Here is a 24893-nt window from a genome sequence, read left to right as displayed (position 1 = left end):
TCTCGCTAAGAGAGTTCCAGTATTTCTGGGCAATTTGATACCACTTGGAGAGATAACCCCGCATGTGCGGCATCGTCGGAATTTTGGGACGCGGTCCGGTTGCTGACCAGATCGTGGACTCGCTGAAGCGCCTCGAATATCGCGGCTACGATTCCGCTGGCGTCGCCACGCTGGAAGGCGCGCATATCGATCGCCGCCGCGCCGAAGGCAAGCTGAAGAATCTCGAAGCCAAGCTAGGCAAGTCGCCGCTGGCAGGTCATATCGGCATCGGTCACACGCGCTGGGCGACGCATGGCAAGCCGACCGAAGCCAATGCGCATCCGCACGCCGCCGAAGGCGTCGCGGTCGTGCATAACGGCATCATCGAGAATTTCCGCGAATTGCGCCTCGAGCTCGAAAAGGGCGGCGCCAAGTTCGCGAGCGAGACCGACACCGAAGTCGTCGCGCATCTCGTCAGTTCCTATCTGCAGAAGGGTGCATCGCCGGTCGATGCCGTGAAGCAGGCGCTGCCAAGGCTCAAGGGCGCGTTCGCATTGGCTTTCGTGTTCAAGGATCACGACAACCTGATGATCGGCGCCCGCAAAGGCTCGCCGCTCGCAGTGGGCTATGGTGAAGGCGAGATGTATCTTGGCTCCGACGCGATTGCGCTGGCGCCGTTCACCGACGACATCAGCTATCTCGAAGACGGTGACTGGGTGGTGCTGACCCGCAAGGGCTGCGAGATCCACGATGAATCCGGCAAGGTCGTGAAGCGCGACGTGCTGAAATCCGGCGCGTCAGCCTTTATGGTCGATAAGGCCAACTATCGCCACTTCATGGCCAAGGAAATTCACGAGCAGCCGGAAGTCGTCGGTCACACGCTGGCGCGTTATGTTGATCTGGCGAACGAGCGCGTTGCGCTGCCGATGACGCTGCCGTTCGACTTCAAGGACATCCAGCGCATTTCTATCACCGCCTGCGGCACTGCGAGCTACGCGGGTTTCATCGCTAAATACTGGTTCGAACGCTTTGCGCGCGTGCCGGTGGAAGTCGATGTCGCCTCCGAATTCCGCTATCGCGAAGCCCCCGTGCGCAAGGGCGATCTGGCGATCTTCATCTCACAGTCCGGCGAGACGGCCGATACGCTGGCAGCGCTGCGTTACGCCAAAGAGCAGGGCATGCACACGCTCGCTGTCGTCAACGTCACGACCTCGACGATCGCGCGCGAGAGCGAGACCGTGATGCCGACACTGGCTGGTCCGGAAATCGGCGTGGCTTCTACCAAGGCTTTCACCTGCCAGTTGATGGCGCTGGCGACGCTTGCGATCGCAGCCGGCAAGGCCCGCGGCGAACTGTCCGACGCCGACGAAGCCAAACTGGTTCACGGTCTCGTCAAGGTCCCCCGTCTGATGACGGATGCGCTGACGCACGAAGCTGCGATCGAGAAGCTGGCGCGCGACATCGCCAAGTCGAAGGACGTGCTCTATCTCGGCCGCGGCACCAGTTATCCGCTGGCACTGGAGGGCGCGCTGAAGCTGAAGGAAATCTCCTACATCCACGCTGAGGGTTACGCGGCCGGCGAACTCAAGCATGGTCCGATCGCGCTGATCGACGAGACCATGCCGGTGGTCGTGATCGCGCCTTATGACCGGGTGTTCGACAAGACCGTGTCGAACATGCAGGAGGTCGCGGCGCGCGGCGGCAACATCATTCTGATGACCGACGCCAAGGGCGCGGAGGAGGCCACCGTGGACTCCATGGTGACCATTGTGATGCCGGACATGGACGCAGCCTTCACACCACTGGTTTATGCCGTGCCGGTGCAGTTGCTCGCTTATCACACAGCCGTGGTGATGGGCACTGACGTCGACCAGCCGCGCAATCTGGCGAAGTCGGTCACGGTGGAATAGGCCGGCGAGGCGGCAAGATTGTCGCAGGCGGCCGGTTTGGCCGCCTGGCGCCGCACAAGTGGCTTCCCCCGCACTGGCGAAATCCTGCTAGGATACCCATAAGGACTGACGGCGCGGTTTCGCGCGCCGCGCCAGATGGATTTGAAACGCTGATGGAACGCCCCGATTTGCCGTTGACCCCGCCCGTTGGCGACCCGCCACCCGAGGCGCCGCGCGGCTTCATGGCCCGGATCCGCAACTATTTCCTCACCGGCCTGATCGTTGCCGGTCCGGTCGCGATTACCTTTTACCTCACCTGGTGGTTCGTCACCTGGGTCGATGCGATCGTGCGGCCGCTGGTACCGGAGGCCTATCGGCCCGAACAGTACCTGCCTTACGGTATTCCGGGCTCCGGCCTGATCGTCGCTTTCGTGGCGCTGACCCTGCTGGGTTTCCTCACCGCCAACCTGATCGGCCGCTCGCTGGTCGATCTCGGCGAGAACCTGCTCGGCCGCATGCCGGTGGTGCGCGCGATCTATCGCGGGCTGAAGCAGGTGTTCGAGACATTGTTCTCGGGTTCGGGATCGAGTTTCCGTAAAGTAGGCCTCGTCGAGTTTCCGTCGCCGGGCATGTGGTCGATCGTGCTGATCTCGCAGCCGCCGAGCACCGAAGTGGCGAAGAGCCTGCCGGGGCAGGAGGAACACATCTCGGTGTTCCTGCCCTGCGCGCCGAATCCGACGACGGGATTCTTCTTCTATGTGCCGAAGAGCAAGATCATCGACATCGACATGTCCGCCGAGGATGCCGCGACGCTGATTATGTCGGCGGGCGTCGTCCAACCGGGTTCCGATTCGCAGAAGAAGATCGCGGCATTGGCGCAGATGGCAACGGCAGCGGGTATCGCGAATGCTCCGCCAGCGAAGCAGCCAGCACAGGTGGATTGAGGCACCACGGCTTTGTTGATGGGATGAGCGTCTTCGCGAAACCTATCAATCGATGCCTCGTAACGCTCTCGGTCGTCATGGCCGGATGGCGCGAAGCGAGCTTCGCTAGATGTTCCGGCCATCCACGCCGTGCTGTGGATGTCGCCAAGGCGTGGATACCCGGCATGCGCCGGGCATGACGGAGTTTGTTTTGAGCGTTCGCGCGCCACGCTAGTTCAGATTCAACTGTCAAACAGCCACGACCCTTCAGACATGCGTCATCGCCCCCATTGTTTGCGGCGCGGGGGCGCCGTCGTCCTTTGCATTCCCTGCCCCCTGTGAGAGGGCGTGCGGAACGCCGGGTGCCCGTTGCACCCTTGGGCCTGATGCGAATGCGGTCTTCCGCAATTGAGAGTGCATCAGGACTTTCGGAGGCGTCAGGCAAGTGCCCGACGTTCCGCCTGCGGTGTTTTTTCGGTTGCTTGCACATCTGCCATGGCGAACGGTCCCATCACCAAAATTAATGTCCCAGGGCGGAGGGACAGGGTAGCCGCAAAGCACTTGGCCGAACGCGTTTCGATTTGGTCGTCCGTCACACTGTCCCGGAGTCTTTCCATCCCAAGGCCAAACGTCTCCTTGCCAGTGGCAGTGCTGGCGCAGATCCGTCCTGCCCGAAGACAGACGCCCCCCATGAACCGCGTGACGCCGCATCTCCGGCGTCCACCGCATCCTGCCCCGCGAACGTGACGATCGCGATCGCCCCTCTCGGTGGGGCAGGACGGAGGGGAATATAAACCTGATGGAGATGCTGTCAACCGAGGATAGGAAAAAATGTTTGGTGCGGGCTTGTCCCACGTTCGTCATTCCGGGGCGGGAGCGGCGCCGAAGGCGACGGGATCGAACCCGGAATCCCGACATGGGAGTCACCGTAGAGCCAGACACTCCGGGATTCCCCACCATTCCAAGTGGAATGGCTGAGGTTCGCGACCGGCAAGTGCCGGCCGCGCCCCGGAATGACGAGCTTGGATCGAGATTCCGGGCTCAGTCCAGCCTGCTTCGGACGGCCGTTTTGGCCATGACATAGTTCTAGCTGGCTGCCGGACGGCGTCGTGATGTGCGCCGGTTGAAGCGGCGCCAGCCCCATACGATCAGCGCTTCCAGTCCGATCAATGTCGCCACGACGATCAGCGCCGCAGATGCCGGGTCCGAACTGGTGTCCCCGATCCAGAAGCCGAGGGCGAGCAGTGGCCCGGCCCATGCGAGACTGCCGATAAACGTTCCCAGCAGAAATTGCGCGAGGGATACGCCGAGCACCCCGGCGGGGATCGCCATATAGACTCGGATCACGGGCAGCGTCTGGCCGACCGCGAGGATCACGAACAGGTTTCGTTGAAATGCACCCGCTGCGCGCTGGTAGCGCGCAGAGGTCAGTCCGATATAGGGACCGAAGCGTCTCACGAATGTCGCGCTGCGTCGTTCTCCCAGGATCAGGCCAGCGCCATACCAGCACAGCGAACCGGCCGTCGAGCCGATCGCGAGCGCCAGGATGGCTGAAGCGAGATCGCTCTGCTTTGCAGCGACGACGATGCCGATGACCACGAACGCGACGTAAGACGGCACGAACGGAAACAGCTTCTCGGCGATGCCAAGCCCGATGATCCCGATTGGGCCGACATGAACGCAGTTAATCAGAAGATCGGATAGTTCTGTGGCCATCACGCTCATTCTGCCACCTGGACGGCGGACTGGCGCCGCGTGATGCGATAGACCGAGGCTGGCGGAACGTTCATCAGAACGCGACCGACACAGGACGCCTCGAGGCCGAATTGTTGGAGTTGCAGATGACTGATCGGACAGCGGACGCCGTAGGTGAACTGATACATTACGCCGTCGGAGCGGAGGCTGTTGAAAACACCGGCCAGGATCGCATCGACCTTGTTTTGTGCCATGTTCAGCAACGGAAGTCCGCTGACGACGGCGCCGAACGTCGCGGGTTCGAACACCTTTTGTGGCGCGATCCATGAAGCGTCCATCCATAGCACGCGCGCATGCGGAAATCGCTGCTGCAACAGCCGCATGAAGTCGGAGCCATATTCGATGAGCGTCAAATCGCCTTCCTTCACACCTTGCTTCAGCAGTGCTTTCGTAAAGACGCCGGTGCCGGGGCCGAGTTCGAGCACCTTGCCGGTCGCGCCGTTGATATCGCGGGTGATCATATCGGCGAGGGCAGACCCCGACGGCGCAATTGCCCCGACGGTTCGGGGGGCTGAGGCGAGCGATCGGAAGAAGAGCAGGAGGCCGTTTGCAGTCATGTGAACTATCCATTGCAAATGCATCGACGCCGACGGTCGTCGGCAGTGCCGTGGTATGTGCAGTGGAGATTGAGAGAACATGACGTGATGTCTTTGACGCTGCAATAAAGCGGCGGCGATATTCAACGTGCATCGCTGCTAGCGTTGGGCATGCCGGATGCCGAAGGCCATGGTGACGCGCGTGCCACCGTTCGGGCCGTCCTGAATATCGATCATGCCGTCATGGAGCCGAACGATCTCGCGAACCAGATTGAGTCCGAGGCCGGCGCCGCGCGAGCCGTTATTGAGCCGGTAGAACGGCTCGAAGACGCGTTCTCGATCGTTCGGCGGGATGCCGGGGCCTTCATCGGTCACCGAGACCGAAGACGCGGTGACGCTGACGACTATTTTTCCACGACGTCCGCCGTATTCGATCGCATTGTGAATCAGGTTCGCCAGTGCGCGCTCCAGTGCCCCTTGATCTCCTGACAAGGGGGCCTGCTTCACGCTGCTCTCGAAGGCGATCTCGTATCCTGCTGCGATGGCAAGCGGCGCAAGATCCGACGTCACATGCTGCGCGACCTCGACGAGGTCGATATCCGATTGCGGCGCGGCGGTCTGCTTCAACCGTTCGGTGTCCAGCAGCTGGTCGGCGAGCGTCGACAGACGGCGGACATCCTCGAGCAAACGTGCTGTTTGCGGTCCGGGTTCGGTCGACTCGATCCGGGTTTGCAGGATCGCAATCGGCGTCCGCAATTCGTGGGCGGCATCGACCAGAAAGCGCTGGCGGCGATCGAATCCTTCGTCGAGGCGGCGCAGCGCGTCGTTGATGGCCACGACCAGCGGAACGATCTCGTTAGGCACCTGGTCCAGCGTGAGGCGCGCGCCGCGTTTGTCGGTGTCGATCCGTTTGGCCTGCGCTGCCGCGTGGCCGAGACCGAGCAGCGCCCGCCTGACCACGATGGGCGTGGCAACGAGAGTCGTCAGGGCCATGACGGCGAGAATCGGCAGCACCGCGCTGAGAAACAGCGTTGCGATGGCGGCGGCGAAGCGATGCCAGGGCACGGCGCCTCCGGAGCCGGTGAGAATTTGAACGCGGCCTGCGGCGCTGCCGACCCAGCGCATGCGGGCCGTGGCGCGCGGAGCATCGCCGATATTCCAGCCGAGACGAGCCTGGCCGACGTCATCGAGCGCATCGCCTATGCGCGCGAATTCGGGCGGTACGTCGCCTTGCGAAACGCGATGGCCGTCCTTGTCTCTGACGAGAAACCACAGCTCGGGCATTCTGGCGCGCTGCCGCGCCAGCGCGGGCGTATCGCGCACGATCATGACGCCGGCCTGATCACGCGCGATGGCGTTTTCGATCACATTGATGGTCTCGTCTTCGGGCTCCAGTGAGACGATATAGCCGCCGCCCCACAACACACCCACGATCGTCAACACCAGTCCGGTCAGCATCAACGCCTGCAGGCCGACGAGTCGGCTGACCAACAACCATCGCAATGACTTGCCGCGAATTCGGTTCATGGTGTGCGCTTGATCAGGTAGCCGATGCCACGAATGGCGTGAATTTCTACATCCGCGCTGGCATCGGCCAGTTTGCGGCGAAGGCGCGAGACATGGGTGTCGAGGGCGTTGGACTGGATTTCGTCGTCGAAGCCGTAGACCGCTTCTTCGAGCGCGGACCGCGGGACGGTTCGGCCGGAGCGCCGCAGCAGCGTTTCGAGCACCAGCAACTCGCGGCGCGGCAAGGTGAGGGCGATACCGGCAACGCTCGCCTGCCGGTGTTCGGCGCTGTAGGCGAGACGGCCGAGTTGCAGGATTTCGGCCGGCATGTCGCTGGGCCGGCGCAGCACGGCGCGCAGCCGCGCCAACAGTTCCTCGATCGCAAATGGCTTGCCGAGATAGTCGTCAGCGCCGGTATCCAACCCGGCCACGCGATCGGCGAGGTCGCCCCGCGCCGTCAACACGATGATGGGCGCCTGCACGCCACTCGCTCTTAATTTGGGTATCAGCGAGAGCCCGTCGCCGTCGGGCAACTGGCGGTCGAGCAGGATGGCTCCATAGCTGTTGGTGAGCAGAGCCTCCTCGGCCATGCCGATCGTCGCCACGCGGTCGACCACCATATCGTGGCCCTTGAGCGCGGCCGCGAGCGCCGCTGCCATTTCCGGTTCGTCCTCGACGAGAAGCACGCGCACACAACTACCCTTTCGCCTCAAGCCAAGCGTCGAACCTAGGTGGGGAACATTGCGTCAACGTTACGAAACGACGTCGGTGATCCGGAGCGGCTATCCTGCACCAATCAACGGGATCGCCTCGTCGCGCTCGTAAAGATACAGCAGGCAGCGCAGCGCTTTGCCGCGCTCGCCTGTCAGTTTCGGATTGTCCTGCAGGATCCGCAGCGCCTCATCGCGGGCCTGCGTGATCAGCTGTGCATGAACCTCCGACCGCGCGATGCGGAAGCCGGGCATGCCTGATTGACGCGTGCCGAGCACATCGCCTTCGCCGCGCAGCTTGAGGTCTTCCTCGGCAATGCGAAAACCGTCAGTGGAGTCTTTGATGACCTTGAGGCGCTTGGTGGCGATCTCGCCGAGCGGTTCGCGATAGAGCAGGAGGCATGTGGACGCCTCGGAGCCGCGCCCGATACGGCCGCGGAGCTGATGCAACTGCGCGAGACCGAAACGCTCGGCATTCTCGATCACCATGATGGTGGCGGCTGGGACGTCGACGCCGACTTCGACCACGGTCGTGGCGACAAGGATCTGCGTCTCGCCGGCAGCGAAGCGTGCCATCGCGGCGTCCTTCTCCGCCCCCTTCATCCGGCCATGCACGATCCCAACCTTGTCGCCGAACCGTTGCTGCAGGCTTTCAAAGCGCTCTTCCGCATTGGTGAGTTTCGGGCCGTCCATCTCGGACTCTTCCACCAGCGGTACGATCCAGTAGATCAGCTTGCCGTTGTCCACGGCGCGGCCGATGCCGTCGATGACCTCCTGCAGCCGGCTCGCCGACATGGTGCGCGTTTCGATCGGCTGGCGTCCGGCGGGCTTTTCGCGTAGTTCGGAAATGTCCATGTCGCCAAAGTAAGTCAGCACCAATGTGCGTGGGATCGGCGTCGCCGACAGCACCAGCACATCCACCGCGCTGCCCTTGTTGGTGAGCGTGAGGCGTTCGCGGACGCCGAAGCGGTGCTGCTCGTCGACGACAGCCAGCGCGAGCGCCTTGAACTCGACGTCGTCCTGGATCAGTGCGTGGGTGCCGACGATGAAATCGATCTCGCCTGCGGCGAGCCGCGCCAGGATATCCTTGCGCTCGCGGCCTTTCTCGCGGCCGGTGAGGATGGCGACGCGCAGGCCTGCGCGTTCGGCCAGCGGCGTGATGGTCTTGATGTGCTGGCGCGCGAGAATTTCCGTCGGCGCCATCAAGGCTGTCTGCTTGCCGACCTCGGCGGCGGCCGCAGCGGCAAGCAGCGCCACGACGGTCTTGCCCGAGCCGACATCGCCTTGCAGCAGCCGCAGCATGCGCAGTGGCTTGGTGAGATCATCGGCGATGGCTGCGGTCGCCTGCTGCTGCGATTGCGTCAGCGCATAGGGCAGGGCGTCGATGATCTTGCGGCGGATGTGACCATCGCCAGCATTGCGATCCCCTGCGGGGCGACGGAGTTGCGCGCGCACCAGCGCCAGTGCCAGTTGGCCGGCGAGCAATTCGTCGAAAGCGAGACGCGACCAGAACGGCCCTTCCGGAAGGACGTCGGTGATCTCCACCGGCACATGGACGCGCTGCAGCGCCTCCGCCAGCGACGGGAACTTGCAGCGGCGGATCACTTCGGGGCTGATCCATTCCGGCAGCGCCGGCAGCTTGGTCAGCGCCTGCGCGATGGCCTTGCGCAGTGAGGTGATGGCGAGGCCCTGGGTCAGCGGATAGACCGCGTCGATGCCCGTGAGTTTGGCGAAGCCTTCCTCGTCGACCACACGGTCGGGATGGGTGATTTGCAGCATGCCGTCGAACAGCTGTGTTGTGCCGGAGACGTAGCGCTTCTCGCCGACCGGTAGCAGCTTTTCGATCTGGCCCGGATAAGTGCGGAAATAGGTCAGGATCACCGTGCCGGTGTCGTCGTGGGCATAGACCAGATGCGGGGCGCGGGAGCGGCCGGGCGGCGGTTCGCGATGGCGATCGACGGTGACTTCGAGGGTCACCATGGCGCCGATCTCGGCCTCGTTGATCTTCGGCCTGTCGCGGCGGTCGATCACGCTGGCCGGCAGATGCAGCAGGAGATCGACGATGCGCGGCGTCTCGGCGCGGTCCAGCAGGAAGCGCAGCAGCTTGTCCTGCTTCGGCCCGATGCCCGACATGCTGGTGACTGGGACGAACAGGGGATTGAGCACTTCAGGGCGCATCAGGACGACTCAGGTGGCCAGCACGGCGAGAGAGCTACGGTATTTGCGAGACTTGGATGCATTTCAAGGCGAAAGCAATGCGTTATGAGGTGCTGACAGGGGCGGAAGCGGAGGCTATATGAGCCTGCCCGGCACGTCCGGGCTTTCTGCGTTTGCGGGCTTTGGGCGGGATGGACAGATGACGGGAACGACACGATCGAGCAATGGCCTGGATGACCGCCGCAAGCGGCTGCTGTTCCGCTGCTGGCACCGCGGCACGCGGGAGATGGATCTCATTCTAGGCCGCTTTGCAGATGCCGAGATCGGCATTCTGGCGGACCTCGAACTCAAGCAGCTCGAAGACCTGATCGGCCTCGAAGACCCCGAGCTTTATCCGGCCTTTGTCGGTGATACCCAATTGGACGAGCAGTACCGCACGCCGCTGTTCGAGCGCATCAAGCTGTTCCGGAATCTGGACAAGCCTCTATGAAATCCCCCGTTGCCTCGCCGGCCGCGCAGCTTGCGCCCGGCCGTGCGCTGACCTTTGCCAATGTCGCCGAGGGTGCCGAAGGCCTGATCGTTGCCGATCTGGCACGCGCAGTTGCGGCCAAGCCGAAACCGCCGGCGGTGAGCCTCACCGTGATCTGCCGTGACGGTCCGCGGATGCAGCAGCTCGCGCGCTCGCTGGAATTCTTCGCGCCGGATCTGCCGGTGCTGCAATTCCCGGCCTGGGACTGCCAGCCCTACGACCGCGTCTCGCCCCATGGCGGCATTCTCGCGCATCGCATGACCACGCTGGCGCGGCTGTCGCGCCTCACCGGCAGCGACAAGCCGATGATCGTGCTGACCACGGTCAATGCCGTCGTCCAGCGCGTGCCGGCCCGCGAGATCGTGGCGGCGCAGGCGCTGTCGGTTGCGCCCGGCCATGTGGTGCCGATGGACTCCATTGTCGCCTGGCTCGAACACAACGGCTACACCCGCTCCGGTACGGTGCGCGAGCCCGGCGAATATGCCGTGCGCGGCGGCATCCTCGATCTGTTTCCGGCGGGCCTCGACCAGCCCGTGCGGTTCGACTTCTTCGGCGACAGCCTGGAATCGATCCGGGCCTTCGATGCCGAGACGCAACGCACGCTGATGGATATGCGCGCGCTGGATCTGGTGCCGGTGTCTGAATTCCAGCTCATCACCGAAACTATCCGCCGCTTCCGCATGGGCTATGTCGCGCAGTTCGGCGCGCCGGAACGCGACGACCAACTCTATGAAGCGGTCAGCGAAGGCCGCCGTCATCCCGGCATGGAGCACTGGCTGCCGCTGTTCCAGGACCGCATGGACACGCTGTTCGATTATCTGCCGGGCACGCCGGTTGCCATCGAGCCGCAGGGCGAAGATGCCGCCACCGAACGCTTCAAGCAGATCGGCGATTATTACGAGGCGCGCCGCGAAGCCATGGGCATCCCCGGCGGCGGCGCGATCTACAAGCCGCTGCCGCCGGACCGGCTCTATCTGACCGACAGCGAATGGCACAAGCGGCTGGAAGATCTCGCAATGGCGCGGTTGTCGCCGTTCGCCGTGCCGGACGGCACGCCGGGCGTGGTCGACGCGGGTGCGCGGGCAGGCCGCAATTTCGCACCGGAACGTGCCGACGCCAATGTGAACGTGTTCGAGCGCGTGGTCGCCCATATCCAGGCGCTGCAGGCGGAGCGCAAGAAGGTCGTTGTCGCGCTGTGGAGCGAAGGCTCGCGCGACCGCATGGCGAGCATGTTGAAGGATCACAAGCTGCTCAACCAGCAGATGGTGAATTCCTGGCGCGCGGTGCAGGCGACGCCCCGCAACGAGACCATGCTGGCCGTGGTCGGCATGGAGAGCGGTTTCGAGACCGACCAGATCGCTGTTATCAGCGAACAGGACATCCTTGGCGACCGCCTGGTACGGCCGCGCAAGGCGAGCCGCAAGCTCGACAATTTCATCTCGGAAGTGACGAGCCTCGCGGCCGGCGACATCGTGGTTCATGTGGAGCACGGCATTGGCCGGTTCGTCGGGTTGCAGACGCTGCAGGTCGGCGGCGCGCCGCATGACTGCCTCGAATTGCGCTACGCCAACGAGACCAAGCTGTTTCTCCCCGTCGAGAATATCGAGCTGCTGTCGCGCTACGGCTCCGACGCGACCAATGTCGAACTCGACAAGCTCGGCGGTTCGGGCTGGCAGGCCCGCAAGGCCAAGCTCAAGAACCGCATTCAGGAAATTGCCGGCGAACTCATCAAGATCGCCGCCGAGCGGCATCTGCGCGAGACCGAGCGGATCGTCGTACCGCGCGAGCAGTATGACGAATTCTGCGCGCGCTTTCCCTATGAGGAAACCGAGGACCAGCAGACCGCGATCAACGCCGCGCTGCACGATCTCGAACATGGCAAGCCGATGGATCGCCTGATCTGCGGCGATGTCGGCTTCGGCAAAACGGAAGTGGCCATGCGCGCGACCTTCGCCGTGGCCATGGAAGGCAAGCAGGTCGCCGTCGTGGTGCCAACCACGCTGCTGGCGCGCCAGCACGCGAAGAACTTCACCGAGCGCTTCAAGGGCTTTCCGGTGAATGTCGCGCAGGCCTCGCGGCTGGTAGCGCCGAAAGAGCTGACGGCGACCAAGAAGGGCCTTGCGGATGGCTCCATCGACATCGTCGTGGGCACGCATGCGCTGCTCGGCAAGTCGATCAAGTTCAAGGACCTCGGCCTCGTCGTGGTCGACGAGGAGCAGCACTTCGGCGTGACGCATAAGGAGCGGCTGAAGCAGCTCCGCGCCAATGTCCATGTGCTGACGCTGTCCGCGACGCCGATCCCGCGCACGCTGCAGCTCGCTCTTACCGGCGTGCGCGATCTGTCGATCATCGCCTCGGCGCCGGTCGATCGTCTCGCCGTGCGGACCTTCGTCGCGCCGCATGATCCCTTGATGATCCGCGAAGCGCTGCTGCGCGAACGCTATCGCGGCGGTCAGGCGTTCTATGTGGTGCCGCGGATCGACGACCTCGCCGAGGTGAAGGACTTCCTCGACAAGCACGTGCCGGAGATGAAGGTCGCCGTCGCTCATGGCCAGATGGCGCCGACGGTCATCGAGGACATCATGTCGGCGTTCTATGACGGCAAATACGACATCCTGCTGTCGACCACGATCGTGGAGTCGGGTCTCGATATTCCCAACGCCAACACGCTCATCATTCACCGCGCCGACATGTTCGGTCTCGCGCAGCTCTATCAGCTGCGTGGCCGCGTTGGTCGCTCGAAGCTGCGCGCCTATGCGCTGTTCACGCTGCCGTCGACGCACAAGATCACCGGCCAGGCGGAACGCCGGCTGAAAGTACTGCAGTCGCTGGAGAACCTCGGCGCCGGTTTCCAGCTCGCCTCGCACGATCTGGATATCCGCGGCGCCGGCAATCTGCTCGGCGAAGAACAGTCCGGCCACATCAAGGAAGTCGGCTTCGAGCTGTATCAATCGATGCTGGAAGAGGCGATCCTGGCGCTCAAGTCGGGTATTTCCGAGCCGGTCGCCGACAGGTGGTCGCCGACCATCACGCTCGGCATGCCGGTGATGATCCCCGACGACTTCGTCGCCGATCTTGCGGTGCGGCTGTCGCTGTATCGCCGGCTCGCCGATCTCGAAACCGACGACGAGATCGCTGCCTTCGCCGCCGAACTGCGTGACCGTTTCGGCGTGTTGCCGGACGAGGTGCGCTATCTGTTCAAGATCGCGGCCATCAAGGCCTATTGCCGCCGCGCCAATGTCGAGAAGGTCGATGCCGGTCCGAAGGGCGTTGTCATCTCGTTCCGCGACAACTCGTTCGCGCAGCCGGACAGGCTGGTATTCTTCATCAAGCAGTATGGCCAGGCCGCCAAGGTGCGCCCGGACATGAAGGTGGTGTTCCTGCAGGATTGGGGAACACCGGAAGAACGTCTCGAAGGCGCAACGGAAATCCTGCGCGCGCTGGCGGGGCTCGCGGAGAGCAAGAAGGCGGCTTAGGCGCTTTCGCTCCGTCCTCATCCTGAGGAGCAGCGCCGATGGCGCTGCTCCTCGAAGGATGGCTGCGAAGTCAGCGCCGAACACGCATCCTTCGAGACGCCGCCAAAGTGCGGCTCCTCAGGATGAGGACAGAGCATGCCGCAAAACAAAACAGCCGACGGCATTGCTTGCCGACGGCCGTTCGTTGAACTAAGCGACGCTTACTTCGGATACTTGAATTCCGGAGCGGCCTTCAAGGCCTCCTTGGTGGTGTTCATCGACGCCACCCACTTGTTGTCCTTGTTCAGGCTCACCTTCACCGAAGCCGGCGAGACTGCGACGTAGTGTTCGCCCATGCCCAGGAAGCCGCCGACCGACAGGATCAGCGCGTCGACCTGATTGTTCTTGATTGCGAGATCGCTGATCTCGCCGATCGTTTCATCCTTCTGGTTGGTGATGTTCAGGCCCTTGAGCTTGGACGAGAACATCTCCTCCTTGGAGACGGTCGAAAACTTTGCCTCGGCGGGTGCAGCGCCCGTCGTGACTGTCGACTGCGCGAGAACCGGCGTGGCGAGAAGGGCGAGGGAAGCGGTGATCAGTGCGAGCTTTTTCATTATCGTTGTCTCCATTGCAGATGCACCTACAATGCGACGTTCGATACTTCGTTCCTGATTTTATTTCTGGAACTTATGACGCTGCGCGTTGCGCGTCCTCGCCATGCAGGCGCGCCAGCAGCGACTTCGCGGTATCCGTTGGCTCCATCGTGATCACGGTGACGTGGGGATCGTTGCGCGCATCGCGCTTGGGTCCGTGCATGGTGTGCTTCATCACGCTGGAGAGCCGCCTGGCGATCATATGGGCGTTGCGTTGGTCGGTTTCGGCGAAAGCGACCACGATCGAGCCGTCACTCTGCAGCGTGCCGAAGTCCATCCGCCGCATCAGCCGGCTGATGATCCGCGCAGCGTCGCGCTGCGCGCGTAGCGGGATATTGTCGAATGCGAACCGGGCCATCGACAATCCGCCGCCGCGGGTCTGGGTGTGATAGACGGCGGTCGCGATGTCGCGTTCGAAGGCTGCAGTCGTCAGCAGGCCGGTGGCGGGATCGAGCAACCCGTCGGATTCGATCGACTTCAACGTGCGGCCGAGACGCGCTTCAAAGGCGTGCTGGCGCAGCAGCGGGAGCGCCGTGGCCGCGACTGTGTCGGCGTCTCCGACGACCATTTCGAGATTGGCGAGATCGTAGTTTGGCGTCAGGCCGGGCACGGTGACGACAACGGGCAGATTGCGGAAGCGTGCGTCCTCGGTGAGGACAGTGAGAAACGCGTCAACGACGCGTGTGCTGAAGCCTTCGCCGATGACGATACCATCGAGGTCGCGCGCATTGAGGTGCTTGGCGGCAGCCTCGATGCTGAGCGCGCCGACCACGCCGACGCGTTCGCCGAGCGCAACCGACAGCGCGGCATAACCACCGCCGCGGCCGATCAGCATCACCGTCGCATCGTCCAGCGGGTCCGACTGCAGGGACATGCGATGCAGGTTTTCGGCGGTCAGGCGTCGCATGACCGTGGCGTGCAGCGTGCGCACACGCAGCGCGTTGCGTAGCCGCGCGCTGAGCCGGTCGAAATTGCCGTCGGTTTGCGTGAGCGGGATCGCATGGCCGGGCAAGTCCGTGGCGGGATCGATCGCGATCAGCGGCACATAAGGTTGCTTGGCGCCAAGGCGCTTCGCCAGCGCCTGGAAGGTCGGCATGTCGTCAGCGGAAGCCGACACCACGACGGCGGCCGGCTGTACCCGCGCCACCGCATCCAGTGCCTCGGCCCATGTCGCATCGACAACCGGGAAGATGTTGCTCTCCGCCAGGGCTGTCGCAAACGCGGCCGGCTGCTGGTTGGAGACGGCGACGATCGTGGCCTGGTCGGACATGCTTGGCTGCTACCTCTGACGCGAAACTGATCGCGGCAGGCTAGCCCGACGTCCTTAATGTGCGGTCAATGCGGCACCAAGCTTCTGAGATTGATTTCATTCGTTTTTTAGCAATTCAGCTCGTGTCATCGCTAAGAGAGGTTCATGTCCTTTTGGGACGCATACTGATTGTGAGAGAGAGACGTTGCTGTTGCTATTCAAGGTCTTGCTATTGAAGACTACCGTTTGTGGACAGCGGTTAATCTGGCCTAAGATATGTTGAACAGCCGCGTCTCAGTTGAACCAAGCCTGCAACGCATCTTATGGCGCGGATGCGTGACCAGCGTAGAGAATTGACGGCCCCGGAACCCAGCAACCCTTCGTTAGCTCTTCCACAACTATACGTCGAACTATCGCTTTGCCCGAATCGTTGTTCTTGTTATGTTCCGTCGTGGTTTGGAGGCATCGAAATGTTCAAATTGCCCAAATGCCGCCATTGTGGTCGCTCTTGGCGACCGATTGAGCTGGTTTGTGCTGAAGAGGCATACTGTTCGAAGTGCGCAAACGAGAGGCGTGAAAAAGCTCGACGTATTTTTTCAAGTTCTGATGAGCCAACGCGCGTTGCTGGTGGATACGTGCTGCCGAGGTCATTCTCTCAGAAGAAAACTATTACGCGCTAGCAAAGAAATTTGTGAGAGCGCGGAGGCAATCGCTTTTGCTACCGATTGCAGCTCCGAGGTTTCTCTTGTTCCCATCTGCAAGGGGATAACTAGTGGCTGACCACTCATGTTTTTTTGAAGAATGTTCAGTCCACTTCACTTTAAAGTGCCGATTGGCACTCTTCCGTTCCCACGAGGTGTGGCCAGCGCCAACTACGCATTGCCAATCGGGATCGCACTCTAGAGAAGAGATTGCATTTAGGAATTGTTCGGCGTTTTGGTATCGTTGCGTTGTATCGTCGTGCATGGCTTTTCTCAGAACTCGTCGCCAGCTATCCGGGATATGAGGCAACCAGTTAAGTCGCTGAGCATATCCGCCCCTTTTGACGTCCTCCGCTGTATTGCCCATATTGCTTAGGCACCATTGGCGGCCATGCAGCAGACGATAAATCGTCATGGCAACAGCCCATACATCAGATTTCATACTTGTAATTTTGTTCTCGAACACCTCGGGCGCTAGATGGTTGAGGTACCCAGCATAGGAACCGTAACCAAGAATGAGATCGTCGGTCACCAATCCGAAGTCGCCGATTTTTACCGCGCCATGCTTGTCCAACAATAAATTGCCAGGCTTTATGTCTCGGTGAAGCATATCGCGCGCGTGCAGAGCGCCGAGGCCCAACAACGTCTCGGACGATACTTTTCGAGCGGTATGAAGAGAAAGGGGCCCCGTTTCAAATGCCTGTTGCAGTGAGCCTCCGTGGCAGAACTCCATGACCAGATAAAGAGTGTCATCACTTGCGTGACGCACAATTTGATGGACCCTGACGATATTTGCGTGTTCAGCTAGCACTAGCCGTTGAGCTTCATCGAGCAGCGTTTCTTTCCTGATCGCCCACGCCTTATCGCTTTCGCCGTCATATTGATGGAGTTTTTTGACGGCTACTAAGCCATGAGCCGGATCGGTGGCCTCGAACACCTTGCCGAAGAAGCCTGACGCAATTTCGTTACCGAGAACGAGGCCAGATTTGAAATCGCTCATTTGTCGCGACTCGCGAGGATCAAAAGCGCCGCCTCACGACTGCCACCACGTAGATCTTTTCCTGTAATGGACTCGTCCCAAAAGTCATCGTCTTTGACGTATTCATCCGCCTTTCGCTCTCCGAAAGTTTTGCTGATGTTGGCCTTCGAACGGATATCAACGTTAGCGCCGCCATGATGTAGCGCAGACATAGCTACGCCCCGAAGTTCTGCGGATTGGAAATGTGCTAACGTCGGTTTTCCGGCCTGACTGACCGCGCTCGCTTTGATTACCGCCCTTTTGATCTTTTTCTCTCGGACATAGTCGGCAATTCGCTGATGCATTAGCTGATATGCACCCGCCCTATCTCCCTTTTGGAGTTTGAATGTCGCATCAGCAACTATTGTGATTGCGCCCTCGTTTGGAACATCCGCATCGACCACAATAACGGCGTCACCAGAAGCGACGACACCAACTACACGCTCACTCATGATTCTCCCCCACCAACGCTAGGGAATATCGCGCAACCTTGGCGGGTGAACAAGGGCTGAACAGTTGATGCCGGTAGCGGCACCCCGTGTTTCGGAAGATGGCACAGCAACGACTTTGCGGTAGCTAGTCCGCCATCGCTCGGTCGCGAAAGGCCTCGACCATCAGCGGATTGAGGCCGAGTTCGGTGAGGGCGTCGCGGGCGCGGCCGTTATTGCTGGCGCGGCCGGCGAGGCGGTAGCCGCTGAGACGATCTGGTAGCGCCGTCAGCATCGCATTCTCGCCGAGCCGCTTGGCCCATTCGTTGAGGTCCTGCGCCAGGAAGCGATAGCCGCCGACGGCCATGATGCCCGAGGGCGGCGCGGTGATATTGATCGCGCCGGTCGCGCGGTCGAGCCGGGCCATATAGCCGGTATCGACATAATCGAGCGGCTGGGCGGGGATCAGCGCGTTGCTGGCGTCGGCCTGGGCCGTATAGGCCAGCACCGGCACCATCGGGCCGCGGAGGCCCAGCGTGCCCCTGGGCGTCAGCATGATATCGCCGGCAATGGAGGAGCCTTGCTGGGCGCGCGGCGCGCCGTGCGGGCCCGGCATGACGGCGACGGGCAAGCCGTCGTCGCCGCGGACGGCGCCGAACAGGCCGGCTTCGCCGAACAGATAGATGTCGGTGAACGATGCCTGCGAGCCCGGCCACGCAGGCGAGGCGGCGACCTGTTCAGGCGCACGCCAGAGGCCGAGCACATAACGCAGCACGGGAGACCGATCGAGCAGTCCGCCTTCGGCGAGGCGCTGCGCCAGCGGCGCGGGCGCCACCAGCACGTCGCAGGCATTGGCGGCGATGCTACGTTCCAGCACCGCATTGTCGAACGGATGATGCAAAGCGAGCACGCCGCCAGACAGCAGCCAGGTCACCAGCGACGAGGCGATACTGGCGAAAGACGACGGCACCATCGCCGACATGATCGTGGCGCCCTGTGGCATGCCGCTTTCGAGGAAGACGGCGAGGCCACCGGAAATCAGGTTGAGATGCGTGCGCGGCACTGCGCGGAAGCCATCGGAGGTGACATCGAAGGAGACGATAGCCGCGCGGCGGGCGTCCTGCGTCACGGGCGTGGGCTCCACGAACTCGCTGGACAACACAGCATCGAGCGGGGTCATGCCTTCCGGCAGGTCGCTGCCGAAGCCGCCGACATAGCGGATCGAGAAGGCTTCGGCCGCAGCGTTCATGATCAGGTCGGCATGGCTGACGCCGTCGATCTTGCTCGACGTCACCAGCGCCCGCGCGCTGCAGCGATTCAGGGCCATGGTCAGGTCGGCCTGGCGCCAGAGCTGCGGCAGCAGCGCGACGACGAGGCCGGCGCGATGCGCAGCCAGCACGGTCAGTACGAATTCGACGGTATTCGGCAGCTGGACGGCGATGACCGAATTGGCGGGGAGGCCGGCCTCCATGAAATGCGCCGTCAGTGCCGAGATCGCCCGGTCGGCATCCGCAAAGGTCAGCCGCTGCGGCTCGGTTGCGGTGATGCGCAGCTTGTCGGCGGGGTCGACCAGCGCCAGCGCCTGCGGCTGCCGGCTGAGGATGCGGCGAAACAGGCCGTCGAGGGTGGGCGAGGCATTCGGCGTGGGTGAGGTCACGGTGTCACTTCCGGTTCGGCGGCGAAGCTGGCAGCGTTCTGGCCCACCAAGTCTCCGGCAAATAGCCTGAGAGTGCGATGGTCGAAGGTCGTTCTATCCGATTCCATCGCGCAATCCATTGCTCGCCGACATAGTAGAGCGGGATAGCGTAGAAACCGGCGATCAGCGCACGGTCCATGGCGCGGACGGCATCGACGAAGGGGCCGTGGTCGCGGGCCTCCAGCATGGCGGAGATCATGGCGTCGACCGCGGGATTCTTCGCGCCCATATAGTTGCGGGTGCCGGGATTGTCGGCGGCTTCCGAGCCCCAGTAGAACGACTGCTCGTTGCCCGGCGACAGCGACTGGTCCCAGCGATTCTGGATCATGTCGAATTCGAAATTGATGCGGCGCTGGTCGAACTGCACGGCATCGATGGAGCGGATATTGGCAATGATGCCGGCGCGCTTGAGATCGCGTGCATAGGCCAGCGCGATGCGTTCCTGATCGCGGGTGGTGACGAGGATCTCGAAGGCGAGGGGCGTTTTGTCCGACTGCCGCCGCAGCACGTTGTTATCGAGCACGTAGCCGGCATCCTTCAGCAGTGCCAGCGCAGTTCGCAGCGCGGGACGGTCACGGCCCGAGCCATCGCTGACCGGCAAGCGGTAGCTGCCATCGAGAATATTGGCGGCTATATTTGAGGCGTAGGGCTGCAGCAGTGTCCGTTCGCGATCATCCGCGGCGCGCATATAAGCGGAGAGATCCGAGCCCGCGAAGAAGCCGGCCGAACGGGCATAGAGGCCGAAGAAATAGGTGCGGTTGATCCATTCGAAATCGAACAGCAGCGTCAGCGCCTGACGTACGCGGATATCGGCGAACATCGGCCGCCGCGTGTTGAACACCAGAAATTCCGACGGCTTCGGCAGGCCGGTCTTGATGCTGTCGCGGATCACCTCGCCGGACATGGCGGCCGGGAATGTGTAGCCGTCGTGCCAGCGCAGCGGTTCGTTCTCGACGCGGAAGTCGTAGAGGCCGCGCTTGAAGGCTTCGAAATGGGTGTTGGCCTCGCGATAGTAGTCGAGGCGGATCTCGTCGAAATTCCACAGCCCGCGATTGATCGGCAGATCGCGGCCCCAATAGGCGGGATTGCGGGTGAGGGTCACCGCCGCGCCGGGTTTCACACCCGTCACCGTATAGGGCCCGGAGCCCAGCGGCGGCGCCATCGAGGTTTCCTCGAACGTGTCGGGATTGACGGCGTGTTTCGGCAGCACCGGCATCAGCCCGAGGATCAGCGGCAATTCGCGATCCGCCTGGCCGCCGAAGTCGAACCGCACCGTGCGCTCATCCAGCGCCTCGGCCTTGGCGACTTTCGAATAATACTGCCGGTGATTGGGCCGGCCCTTGTCGCGCAGCAATTGCCAGGAGAACAGCACGTCTGCAGCCAGGACGGGTTTGCCGTCGGAGAATTTGGCCTGGGGATTGATCCGGAAGGTGACGAAGCTTCTCGCGTCATCGGTCTCGACGCTCTCGGCGAGCAGGCCATAGAGCGTGAAGGCCTCGTCCTGGCCGCGGGCCATCAGGCTTTCGATCACATAGCCGCGCATCTGCGGCACCGCGATGCCCCGGACGATGAAGGGATTGAGGCTGTCGAAGGTGCCGAGCACGCCCTGGACCATGCGGCCGCCTTTCGGCGCGTCGGGATTGGCATAGGGCATCTGCCTGAAATCGGGTGGGAGGGCCGGGGCGCCGTGCATGGCGATCGCGTGGCCGGAATCGGCCTGTGCGGAATCCACCACTGGGCCAGCCAGAGCCGTCCAGCAGGCCAGCGCCGCGATCACCTTGGACAGGGTCGAAAGACCCCGTGCATGCGTGCGATTTGATTCGGTTGATTTCACAGAGGAACTTTACCATGGCTGCCCACCCCGAACCTGTGCCATGCATCAAATAGGGCTGGCGCCATTGATCTTTTCGTCGGCCGCTGTATTGAAAGCGGACAATTGACGAGGACGGCGCGGCCTGTCACGTAACGGCCTTAATTGGCACCGAGACACCCGCCAACGGGTGACTGTCAGCGCCGCCTCCGGGATATGAGCGCCTCCGTTCAGAAAGGGTTTTCCGAAATGAATTTCCGTCTCTTGGCTGCGTCGGTTCTGCCGCGCGGGCGGGGCTTCGCGCTTCTGGCGGCGACGGCCTTGACCGCCACGATGATCGCTCCGGTTGCACATGCGCAGGCTCCCGCGCCTGCTGCGCCGCCGGCCGCGGCACCGAAGGCTGCTGCGCCTAAGGCTGCCCCGAAGGCCGCTCCGAAGGCTGCTGCTCCGGCCGCTCCCGCCGCCCAGGCGCCGGCCGCAGGCGCGCCGCCGGCGGATCAGCAGGTTCAGCTGATCTACGCGCCCTGGACCAAGTTCTGCCTCAAGGGCCAGGACGCCAATGCCAAGCAGGTCTGCTTCACCGGCAAGGACGGCCGCATCGAGTCGGGCCAGCCCGTCATCGCCGCCGTCATCATCGAGCCGGAAGGCGAACCGAAGAAGATCCTGCGCGTGACGCTGCCGCTCGGCATGCAGCTCGTGCACGGCACCCGCGTGATCGTGGACAGCAATGCCCCGGCACAGAGCCCCTATGTGATCTGCTTCGCCAACGGCTGCATGTCCGATTACGAAGTCACTCCGGAGCTGCTGGCCAATCTGAAGAAGGGCCAGAACCTGATCGTGCAGGCGATCAACTCCAACGGCGCACCGCTGACGCTGCCGCTGCCGCTGGCCGAATTCGCCAAGGCCTATGACGGCCCGCCGACCGATCCGAAGGTGTTCGAAGAAACCCAGAAGAAGCTGCAGGAAGAGCTGCAGAAGCGCGCTGCGGAAGCCCGCGCCAAGCTCGAAGCCCAGCAGCCGGCAGCTGGTGCAGCACCGGCGGCCCCGGCCAATCCGGCCGCGAAGTAAGCTGGTTCAACAGACAAACGAAAAGGCGCTCAGAAATGAGCGCCTTTTTTGTTGGGTTGAGGTGTTGACCCATCCACGTCATTGCGAGCGCAGCGAAGCAATCCAGCAAGCCAAAAGCTGGATTGCTTCGTCGCAAGTGCTCCTCGCAATAACGGACGAGGGAGAGGCGTGAAACGTTAAGCGGGCTAATTCAGCGACGGATTGCGTGGCCGGTAGCTGCCGGACTTGTCCTTGATGAAGATCTCGGCGACTTGGGAGTGCCGGATCGGCTCGCCGGATTCATCGGGGAGCAGGTTCTGCTCGGAGACATAAGCGACGTATTCCGACTCAGAATTCTCGGCCAGCAGGTGGTAAAATGGCTGGTCCTTGTTCGGACGAACGTCTTCGGGGATCGACAGCCACCATTCTTCGGTGTTGTTGAATTCCGGATCGATGTCGAACACCACCCCCCGGAACGAAAAGATCCGGTGGCGGACGATCTGTCCAATCTGGAATTTGGCGGTCCGCGCTTTAATCATTCTGGTCGAATAGACCAGGATTGTGGCCGATGCTAGAGGCAAACGACGGAATTAAGACAGCCGCAAGCCGCTCCCCGCTATCCCGCCCGCCGGGCCAAGAACCAAGAAAAACACGCTCGACATGATGGAAGTCCTCAATCTTGCACTGCCGTATTTCGGGCTGATCTTCATCGGCTTCGCCTGCGGCAAGGTGAAGAACCTGCCCGAAACGGGCCTCGCCTGGATGAATTTCTTCCTCCTTTATGTGTCGCTGCCGGCACTGTTCTTCCGGATCATGGCCAAGACGCCGTTCGAGGAACTCAACAATCTGCCCTTCGTGATCGGGACCACGCTGGCGACTGCAACGGCGTTCTTTCTGTCGGTGGGCACCGGTAAATTCCTGGGCCGGCTGACCATGCGCGAGGCCGGGATGGCGGGGCTCGCCGGCGGCTATGGCAATATCGGCTATATGGGACCGGGGCTGGCGCTGGCGGTGCTCGGCCCCAAGGCGGCAGTTCCGACTGCACTGGTGTTCTGTTTCGACAGCATCTTCCTGTTCTCGATCGCGCCGCTGATGATGGCGCTGACCTCAGGCGACAAGCGTCCGCTGCTGCCGACCATCGGCATCGTCATCAAGCACATCGTGCTGCATCCGCTGATCGTCGCAGCCTATCTCGGCGCCTTCGTCGCGGCGTTTCACATCCAGATGCCGGTCGCCATCGACGGCATGCTGCTGTTCCTGCAGAATTCTGCTGCGCCCGTTGCGCTCTTCGCACTCGGCGTGACGGTTGCCTTGCGGCCGCTGGGGCGCGTGCCGTGGGAGGTGCCTGGTCTGATCTTCATCAAGCTGCTCATTCATCCGCTAATCGTGTTCGGCTTGATGTTGTTGCTCGGACCGTTCCCGCCGGTATGGGCCGCGACGGCCGTGCTGCTCGCGTCATTGCCGCCCGCGCTGAACGTGTTCGTGATCGCGCGGCAATATGACAGCTGGATCGAGCCTGCATCGGTCGCGGTGCTGCTCGGCACCTTCGTGTCCGTGCTGACGCTGACGTCGGTGATGTATTTCCTGAAGACCGGCCAGATCGCGTTTCCTTAGGACGCGCGAGATTTCTAGGAAGCACTCTTCCGCCACGATGGCGACAGGCCCTCGCGCATCGCAAGGCGGCGCAACGGGCCTATAGACCCCATCGCATGCATGCCGGCCGCGCGGATCACCTGCATCGGCAGGAGATCGCTCAGCAGCGAGCGATTGGCCATGTCGATAGCAAAGGTGCGCGAGGAGATATCGCTGCGGCGTATCTGCTCGAAACGCGCCAGCACCGGCGCTGCCCCGATATCCGCGCCATTCATGCCGGCATCGCGAACGACGTCAGCGATATCGCCGGCGTCGCGCAGGCCAAGATTGAGACCCTGCGCACCGATCGGCGGCACCACATGCGCGGCTTCGCCGACCAGTACGATGCGGTTCTTCGCCAGCTGTGCGGGCTGCTCGATTGCCAATGGAAACACATGCCTGCCGGGCTCGACCTGAACCCGGCCGAGGATCGAATGCGATTGTTTCTCGGCGGCGTCCGACAATGCCTCGTCGCTCAATGCCATCAGGCGCTCGGCATCCCAGGGCTTGTTGACCCAGACGACGCTGGAGCGATTGCCGGGCAGGGGCACGAACACGCAGGGACCGGCGGGGGTGTGAAACTCCGTCGACATGTTCTTGTGCGGCCGGCTATGCGCGATGTTGAAGGTCAGCGCGGTCTGGTCAAGCGCGCGTCGCTTGACTGAAATGCCTGCGGCCTCGCGGCACAGGGACTGGCGGCCATCGGCGCCGACGATCAGCCGCGCCACCAGGACCTGGCCTTGCCGCGTGCGGACCTGAACCTGCATCTCGTCCGGCGAGACCGTATCGGCTTCATCATCGATGCGAATGAGATTGGTCAATTCCGCAGCGCGCGCTTCGAGCGCGATCATCAATTCGCGGTTCTCGATATTGTAGCCGAAGGTTTCGAGGCCGATCTCGCTGCAGACGAATTTGACTTCGGGCGCACGGATCAGCCGGCCCGTGTCGTCCACCAGCCGCATGGTCGTCAGCGCGGCCGCCTTGTCGGCGCAGCGGCGCCAGACGTCGAGGCTTTCCAGAAACGCGACGGAGCCGCCCAGCAGCGCGGTGGTGCGGTTGTCGCCGTAGGGGACGCGGCGGGCGACGAGGGCGGTACGGGCGCCGGTTTCGGCCAGCGCGAGGGCTGCAGCAAGGCCGGCAGGACCGCCGCCGACAACGGCGACATCATAGATGGAGGTGGAAACAGGGGTCTCGGTCATGGCCGGACCATCGGCCTTTGG

19 protein-coding genes are annotated in these 24893 nt (G+C 62.7%); 6 read left to right on the top strand and 13 right to left on the bottom strand.

What is annotated here, in order from left to right; translation table 11 throughout:
• Nucleotides 1–62: 62 nt before the first annotated feature.
• Nucleotides 63–1889: a glutamine--fructose-6-phosphate transaminase (isomerizing) gene (glmS, locus tag BLW80_RS15410; protein ID WP_093758631.1), complete on the top strand. Its 1827-nt coding sequence runs from the start codon at nucleotides 63–65 to the stop codon at nucleotides 1887–1889.
• A gap of 149 nt (nucleotides 1890–2038) precedes the next feature.
• Nucleotides 2039–2812, top strand: a complete 774-nt coding sequence (locus BLW80_RS15405; protein ID WP_374725664.1) for a DUF502 domain-containing protein — start codon at nucleotides 2039–2041, stop codon at nucleotides 2810–2812.
• 1065 nt (nucleotides 2813–3877) lie between these two features.
• On the opposite strand, the gene BLW80_RS15395 is transcribed toward BLW80_RS15405, so the two are convergent.
• The 5 genes from BLW80_RS15395 to recG form a co-directional block, all read right to left on the bottom strand.
• Nucleotides 3878–4507, bottom strand: a complete 630-nt coding sequence (locus BLW80_RS15395; protein ID WP_170849675.1) for a DedA family protein — start codon at nucleotides 4505–4507, stop codon at nucleotides 3878–3880.
• Between the two features lie 5 nt (nucleotides 4508–4512).
• Entirely contained in the window at nucleotides 4513–5229 is a 717-nt protein-coding gene (locus tag BLW80_RS15390; RefSeq protein ID WP_349633103.1) for a class I SAM-dependent methyltransferase, read from the bottom strand.
• A gap of 12 nt (nucleotides 5230–5241) precedes the next feature.
• The gene (locus tag BLW80_RS15385) at nucleotides 5242–6609 is read right to left on the bottom strand and encodes a sensor histidine kinase (protein WP_093758627.1); all 1368 of its coding nucleotides are present in this window, start codon (nucleotides 6607–6609) and stop codon (nucleotides 5242–5244) included.
• The gene (locus BLW80_RS15380; RefSeq protein ID WP_093758626.1) at nucleotides 6606–7280 is read right to left on the bottom strand and encodes a response regulator transcription factor; all 675 of its coding nucleotides are present in this window, start codon (nucleotides 7278–7280) and stop codon (nucleotides 6606–6608) included. Before BLW80_RS15380 ends, BLW80_RS15385 begins: the two co-directional genes overlap by 4 nt.
• A 90-nt stretch (nucleotides 7281–7370) precedes the next feature.
• A complete protein-coding gene (gene recG, locus BLW80_RS15375) occupies nucleotides 7371–9476 on the bottom strand; it encodes an ATP-dependent DNA helicase RecG (RefSeq protein ID WP_093758625.1) in 2106 nt (701 codons plus the stop codon).
• 178 nt (nucleotides 9477–9654) lie between these two features.
• Here recG and BLW80_RS15370 point away from each other — a divergent pair, with 178 nt between their 5' ends.
• Nucleotides 9655–9945 (top strand): FAD assembly factor SdhE, encoded by a 291-nt coding sequence (locus BLW80_RS15370; protein WP_089264393.1) that lies wholly within the window; start codon nucleotides 9655–9657, stop codon nucleotides 9943–9945.
• Nucleotides 9942–13460: a transcription-repair coupling factor gene (gene mfd, locus BLW80_RS15365; protein ID WP_093758624.1), complete on the top strand. Its 3519-nt coding sequence runs from the start codon at nucleotides 9942–9944 to the stop codon at nucleotides 13458–13460. The genes BLW80_RS15370 and mfd overlap by 4 nt, the downstream gene beginning before the upstream one ends.
• A 200-nt stretch (nucleotides 13461–13660) precedes the next feature.
• Here mfd and BLW80_RS15360 read toward each other — a convergent pair whose 3' ends face one another.
• The 6 genes from BLW80_RS15360 to BLW80_RS15335 all read right to left on the bottom strand — a co-directional run bounded on the left by BLW80_RS15360 (nucleotide 13661) and on the right by BLW80_RS15335 (nucleotide 20877).
• Nucleotides 13661–14053: a PRC-barrel domain-containing protein gene (locus BLW80_RS15360; protein ID WP_093758623.1), complete on the bottom strand. Its 393-nt coding sequence runs from the start codon at nucleotides 14051–14053 to the stop codon at nucleotides 13661–13663.
• A gap of 73 nt (nucleotides 14054–14126) precedes the next feature.
• A complete protein-coding gene (locus BLW80_RS15355; protein WP_093758622.1) occupies nucleotides 14127–15362 on the bottom strand; it encodes a hypothetical protein in 1236 nt (411 codons plus the stop codon).
• A gap of 648 nt (nucleotides 15363–16010) precedes the next feature.
• Nucleotides 16011–17042 carry a serine/threonine-protein kinase gene (locus BLW80_RS15350; protein ID WP_093758621.1) on the bottom strand — a complete coding sequence of 344 codons (1032 nt, stop codon included), beginning with the start codon at nucleotides 17040–17042 and terminating at the stop codon, nucleotides 16011–16013.
• Nucleotides 17039–17512, bottom strand: coding sequence for a hypothetical protein (locus tag BLW80_RS15345; RefSeq protein WP_093758620.1), 474 nt, complete (start codon nucleotides 17510–17512; stop codon nucleotides 17039–17041). Before BLW80_RS15345 ends, BLW80_RS15350 begins: the two co-directional genes overlap by 4 nt.
• 124 nt (nucleotides 17513–17636) lie before the next feature.
• Nucleotides 17637–19145, bottom strand: a complete 1509-nt coding sequence (locus BLW80_RS15340; protein WP_093758619.1) for a class I adenylate-forming enzyme family protein — start codon at nucleotides 19143–19145, stop codon at nucleotides 17637–17639.
• A gap of 4 nt (nucleotides 19146–19149) precedes the next feature.
• The gene (locus BLW80_RS15335; RefSeq protein WP_093759107.1) at nucleotides 19150–20877 is read right to left on the bottom strand and encodes an extracellular solute-binding protein; all 1728 of its coding nucleotides are present in this window, start codon (nucleotides 20875–20877) and stop codon (nucleotides 19150–19152) included.
• 366 nt (nucleotides 20878–21243) lie between these two features.
• On the opposite strand from BLW80_RS15335, the gene BLW80_RS15330 reads away from it, so the two are divergent.
• On the top strand, nucleotides 21244–22062 hold the full coding sequence (locus BLW80_RS15330) for an invasion associated locus B family protein (protein ID WP_093758618.1): 819 nt from the start codon (nucleotides 21244–21246) through the stop codon (nucleotides 22060–22062).
• A gap of 185 nt (nucleotides 22063–22247) precedes the next feature.
• Here the strand turns inward: BLW80_RS15330 and hspQ are convergent, their stop codons facing one another.
• Nucleotides 22248–22580, bottom strand: coding sequence for a heat shock protein HspQ (hspQ, locus tag BLW80_RS15325; RefSeq protein ID WP_089264388.1), 333 nt, complete (start codon nucleotides 22578–22580; stop codon nucleotides 22248–22250).
• Between the two features lie 121 nt (nucleotides 22581–22701).
• Here hspQ and BLW80_RS15320 point away from each other — a divergent pair, with 121 nt between their 5' ends.
• A complete protein-coding gene (locus BLW80_RS15320) occupies nucleotides 22702–23655 on the top strand; it encodes an AEC family transporter (RefSeq protein WP_093758617.1) in 954 nt (317 codons plus the stop codon).
• A 14-nt stretch (nucleotides 23656–23669) separates the two neighbouring features.
• Here the strand turns inward: BLW80_RS15320 and BLW80_RS15315 are convergent, their stop codons facing one another.
• The gene (locus BLW80_RS15315; protein WP_093758616.1) at nucleotides 23670–24872 is read right to left on the bottom strand and encodes a UbiH/UbiF family hydroxylase; all 1203 of its coding nucleotides are present in this window, start codon (nucleotides 24870–24872) and stop codon (nucleotides 23670–23672) included.
• Nucleotides 24873–24893: the final 21 nt, after the last annotated feature.

It is taken from the genome of Tardiphaga sp. OK245 (genome assembly GCF_900108575.1).
GTDB classification, from domain to species: Bacteria; Pseudomonadota; Alphaproteobacteria; order Rhizobiales; family Xanthobacteraceae; genus Tardiphaga; species Tardiphaga robiniae.
The sequence above is the reverse complement of the archived record's forward strand: the minus strand, read 5'-3'. Positions and strand labels throughout refer to the sequence as shown.

Coding starts and splice junctions, on each gene's coding strand:
- glmS (WP_093758631.1), top strand. CDS start 63: ATGTGCGGCATCGTCGGAATTTTGGGACGCGGTCCGGTTGCTGACCAG.
- BLW80_RS15395 (WP_170849675.1), bottom strand. CDS start 4,507: ATGGCCACAGAACTATCCGATCTTCTGATTAACTGCGTTCATGTCGGC.
- BLW80_RS15385 (WP_093758627.1), bottom strand. CDS start 6,609: ATGAACCGAATTCGCGGCAAGTCATTGCGATGGTTGTTGGTCAGCCGA.
- recG (WP_093758625.1), bottom strand. CDS start 9,476: ATGCGCCCTGAAGTGCTCAATCCCCTGTTCGTCCCAGTCACCAGCATG.
- BLW80_RS15370 (WP_089264393.1), top strand. CDS start 9,655: ATGACGGGAACGACACGATCGAGCAATGGCCTGGATGACCGCCGCAAG.
- mfd (WP_093758624.1), top strand. CDS start 9,942: ATGAAATCCCCCGTTGCCTCGCCGGCCGCGCAGCTTGCGCCCGGCCGT.
- BLW80_RS15360 (WP_093758623.1), bottom strand. CDS start 14,053: ATGAAAAAGCTCGCACTGATCACCGCTTCCCTCGCCCTTCTCGCCACG.
- BLW80_RS15355 (WP_093758622.1), bottom strand. CDS start 15,362: ATGTCCGACCAGGCCACGATCGTCGCCGTCTCCAACCAGCAGCCGGCC.
- BLW80_RS15350 (WP_093758621.1), bottom strand. CDS start 17,042: ATGAGCGATTTCAAATCTGGCCTCGTTCTCGGTAACGAAATTGCGTCA.
- BLW80_RS15345 (WP_093758620.1), bottom strand. CDS start 17,512: ATGAGTGAGCGTGTAGTTGGTGTCGTCGCTTCTGGTGACGCCGTTATT.
- BLW80_RS15335 (WP_093759107.1), bottom strand. CDS start 20,877: ATGCACGGCGCCCCGGCCCTCCCACCCGATTTCAGGCAGATGCCCTAT.
- BLW80_RS15330 (WP_093758618.1), top strand. CDS start 21,244: ATGAATTTCCGTCTCTTGGCTGCGTCGGTTCTGCCGCGCGGGCGGGGC.
- hspQ (WP_089264388.1), bottom strand. CDS start 22,580: ATGATTAAAGCGCGGACCGCCAAATTCCAGATTGGACAGATCGTCCGC.
- BLW80_RS15320 (WP_093758617.1), top strand. CDS start 22,702: ATGATGGAAGTCCTCAATCTTGCACTGCCGTATTTCGGGCTGATCTTC.
- BLW80_RS15315 (WP_093758616.1), bottom strand. CDS start 24,872: ATGACCGAGACCCCTGTTTCCACCTCCATCTATGATGTCGCCGTTGTC.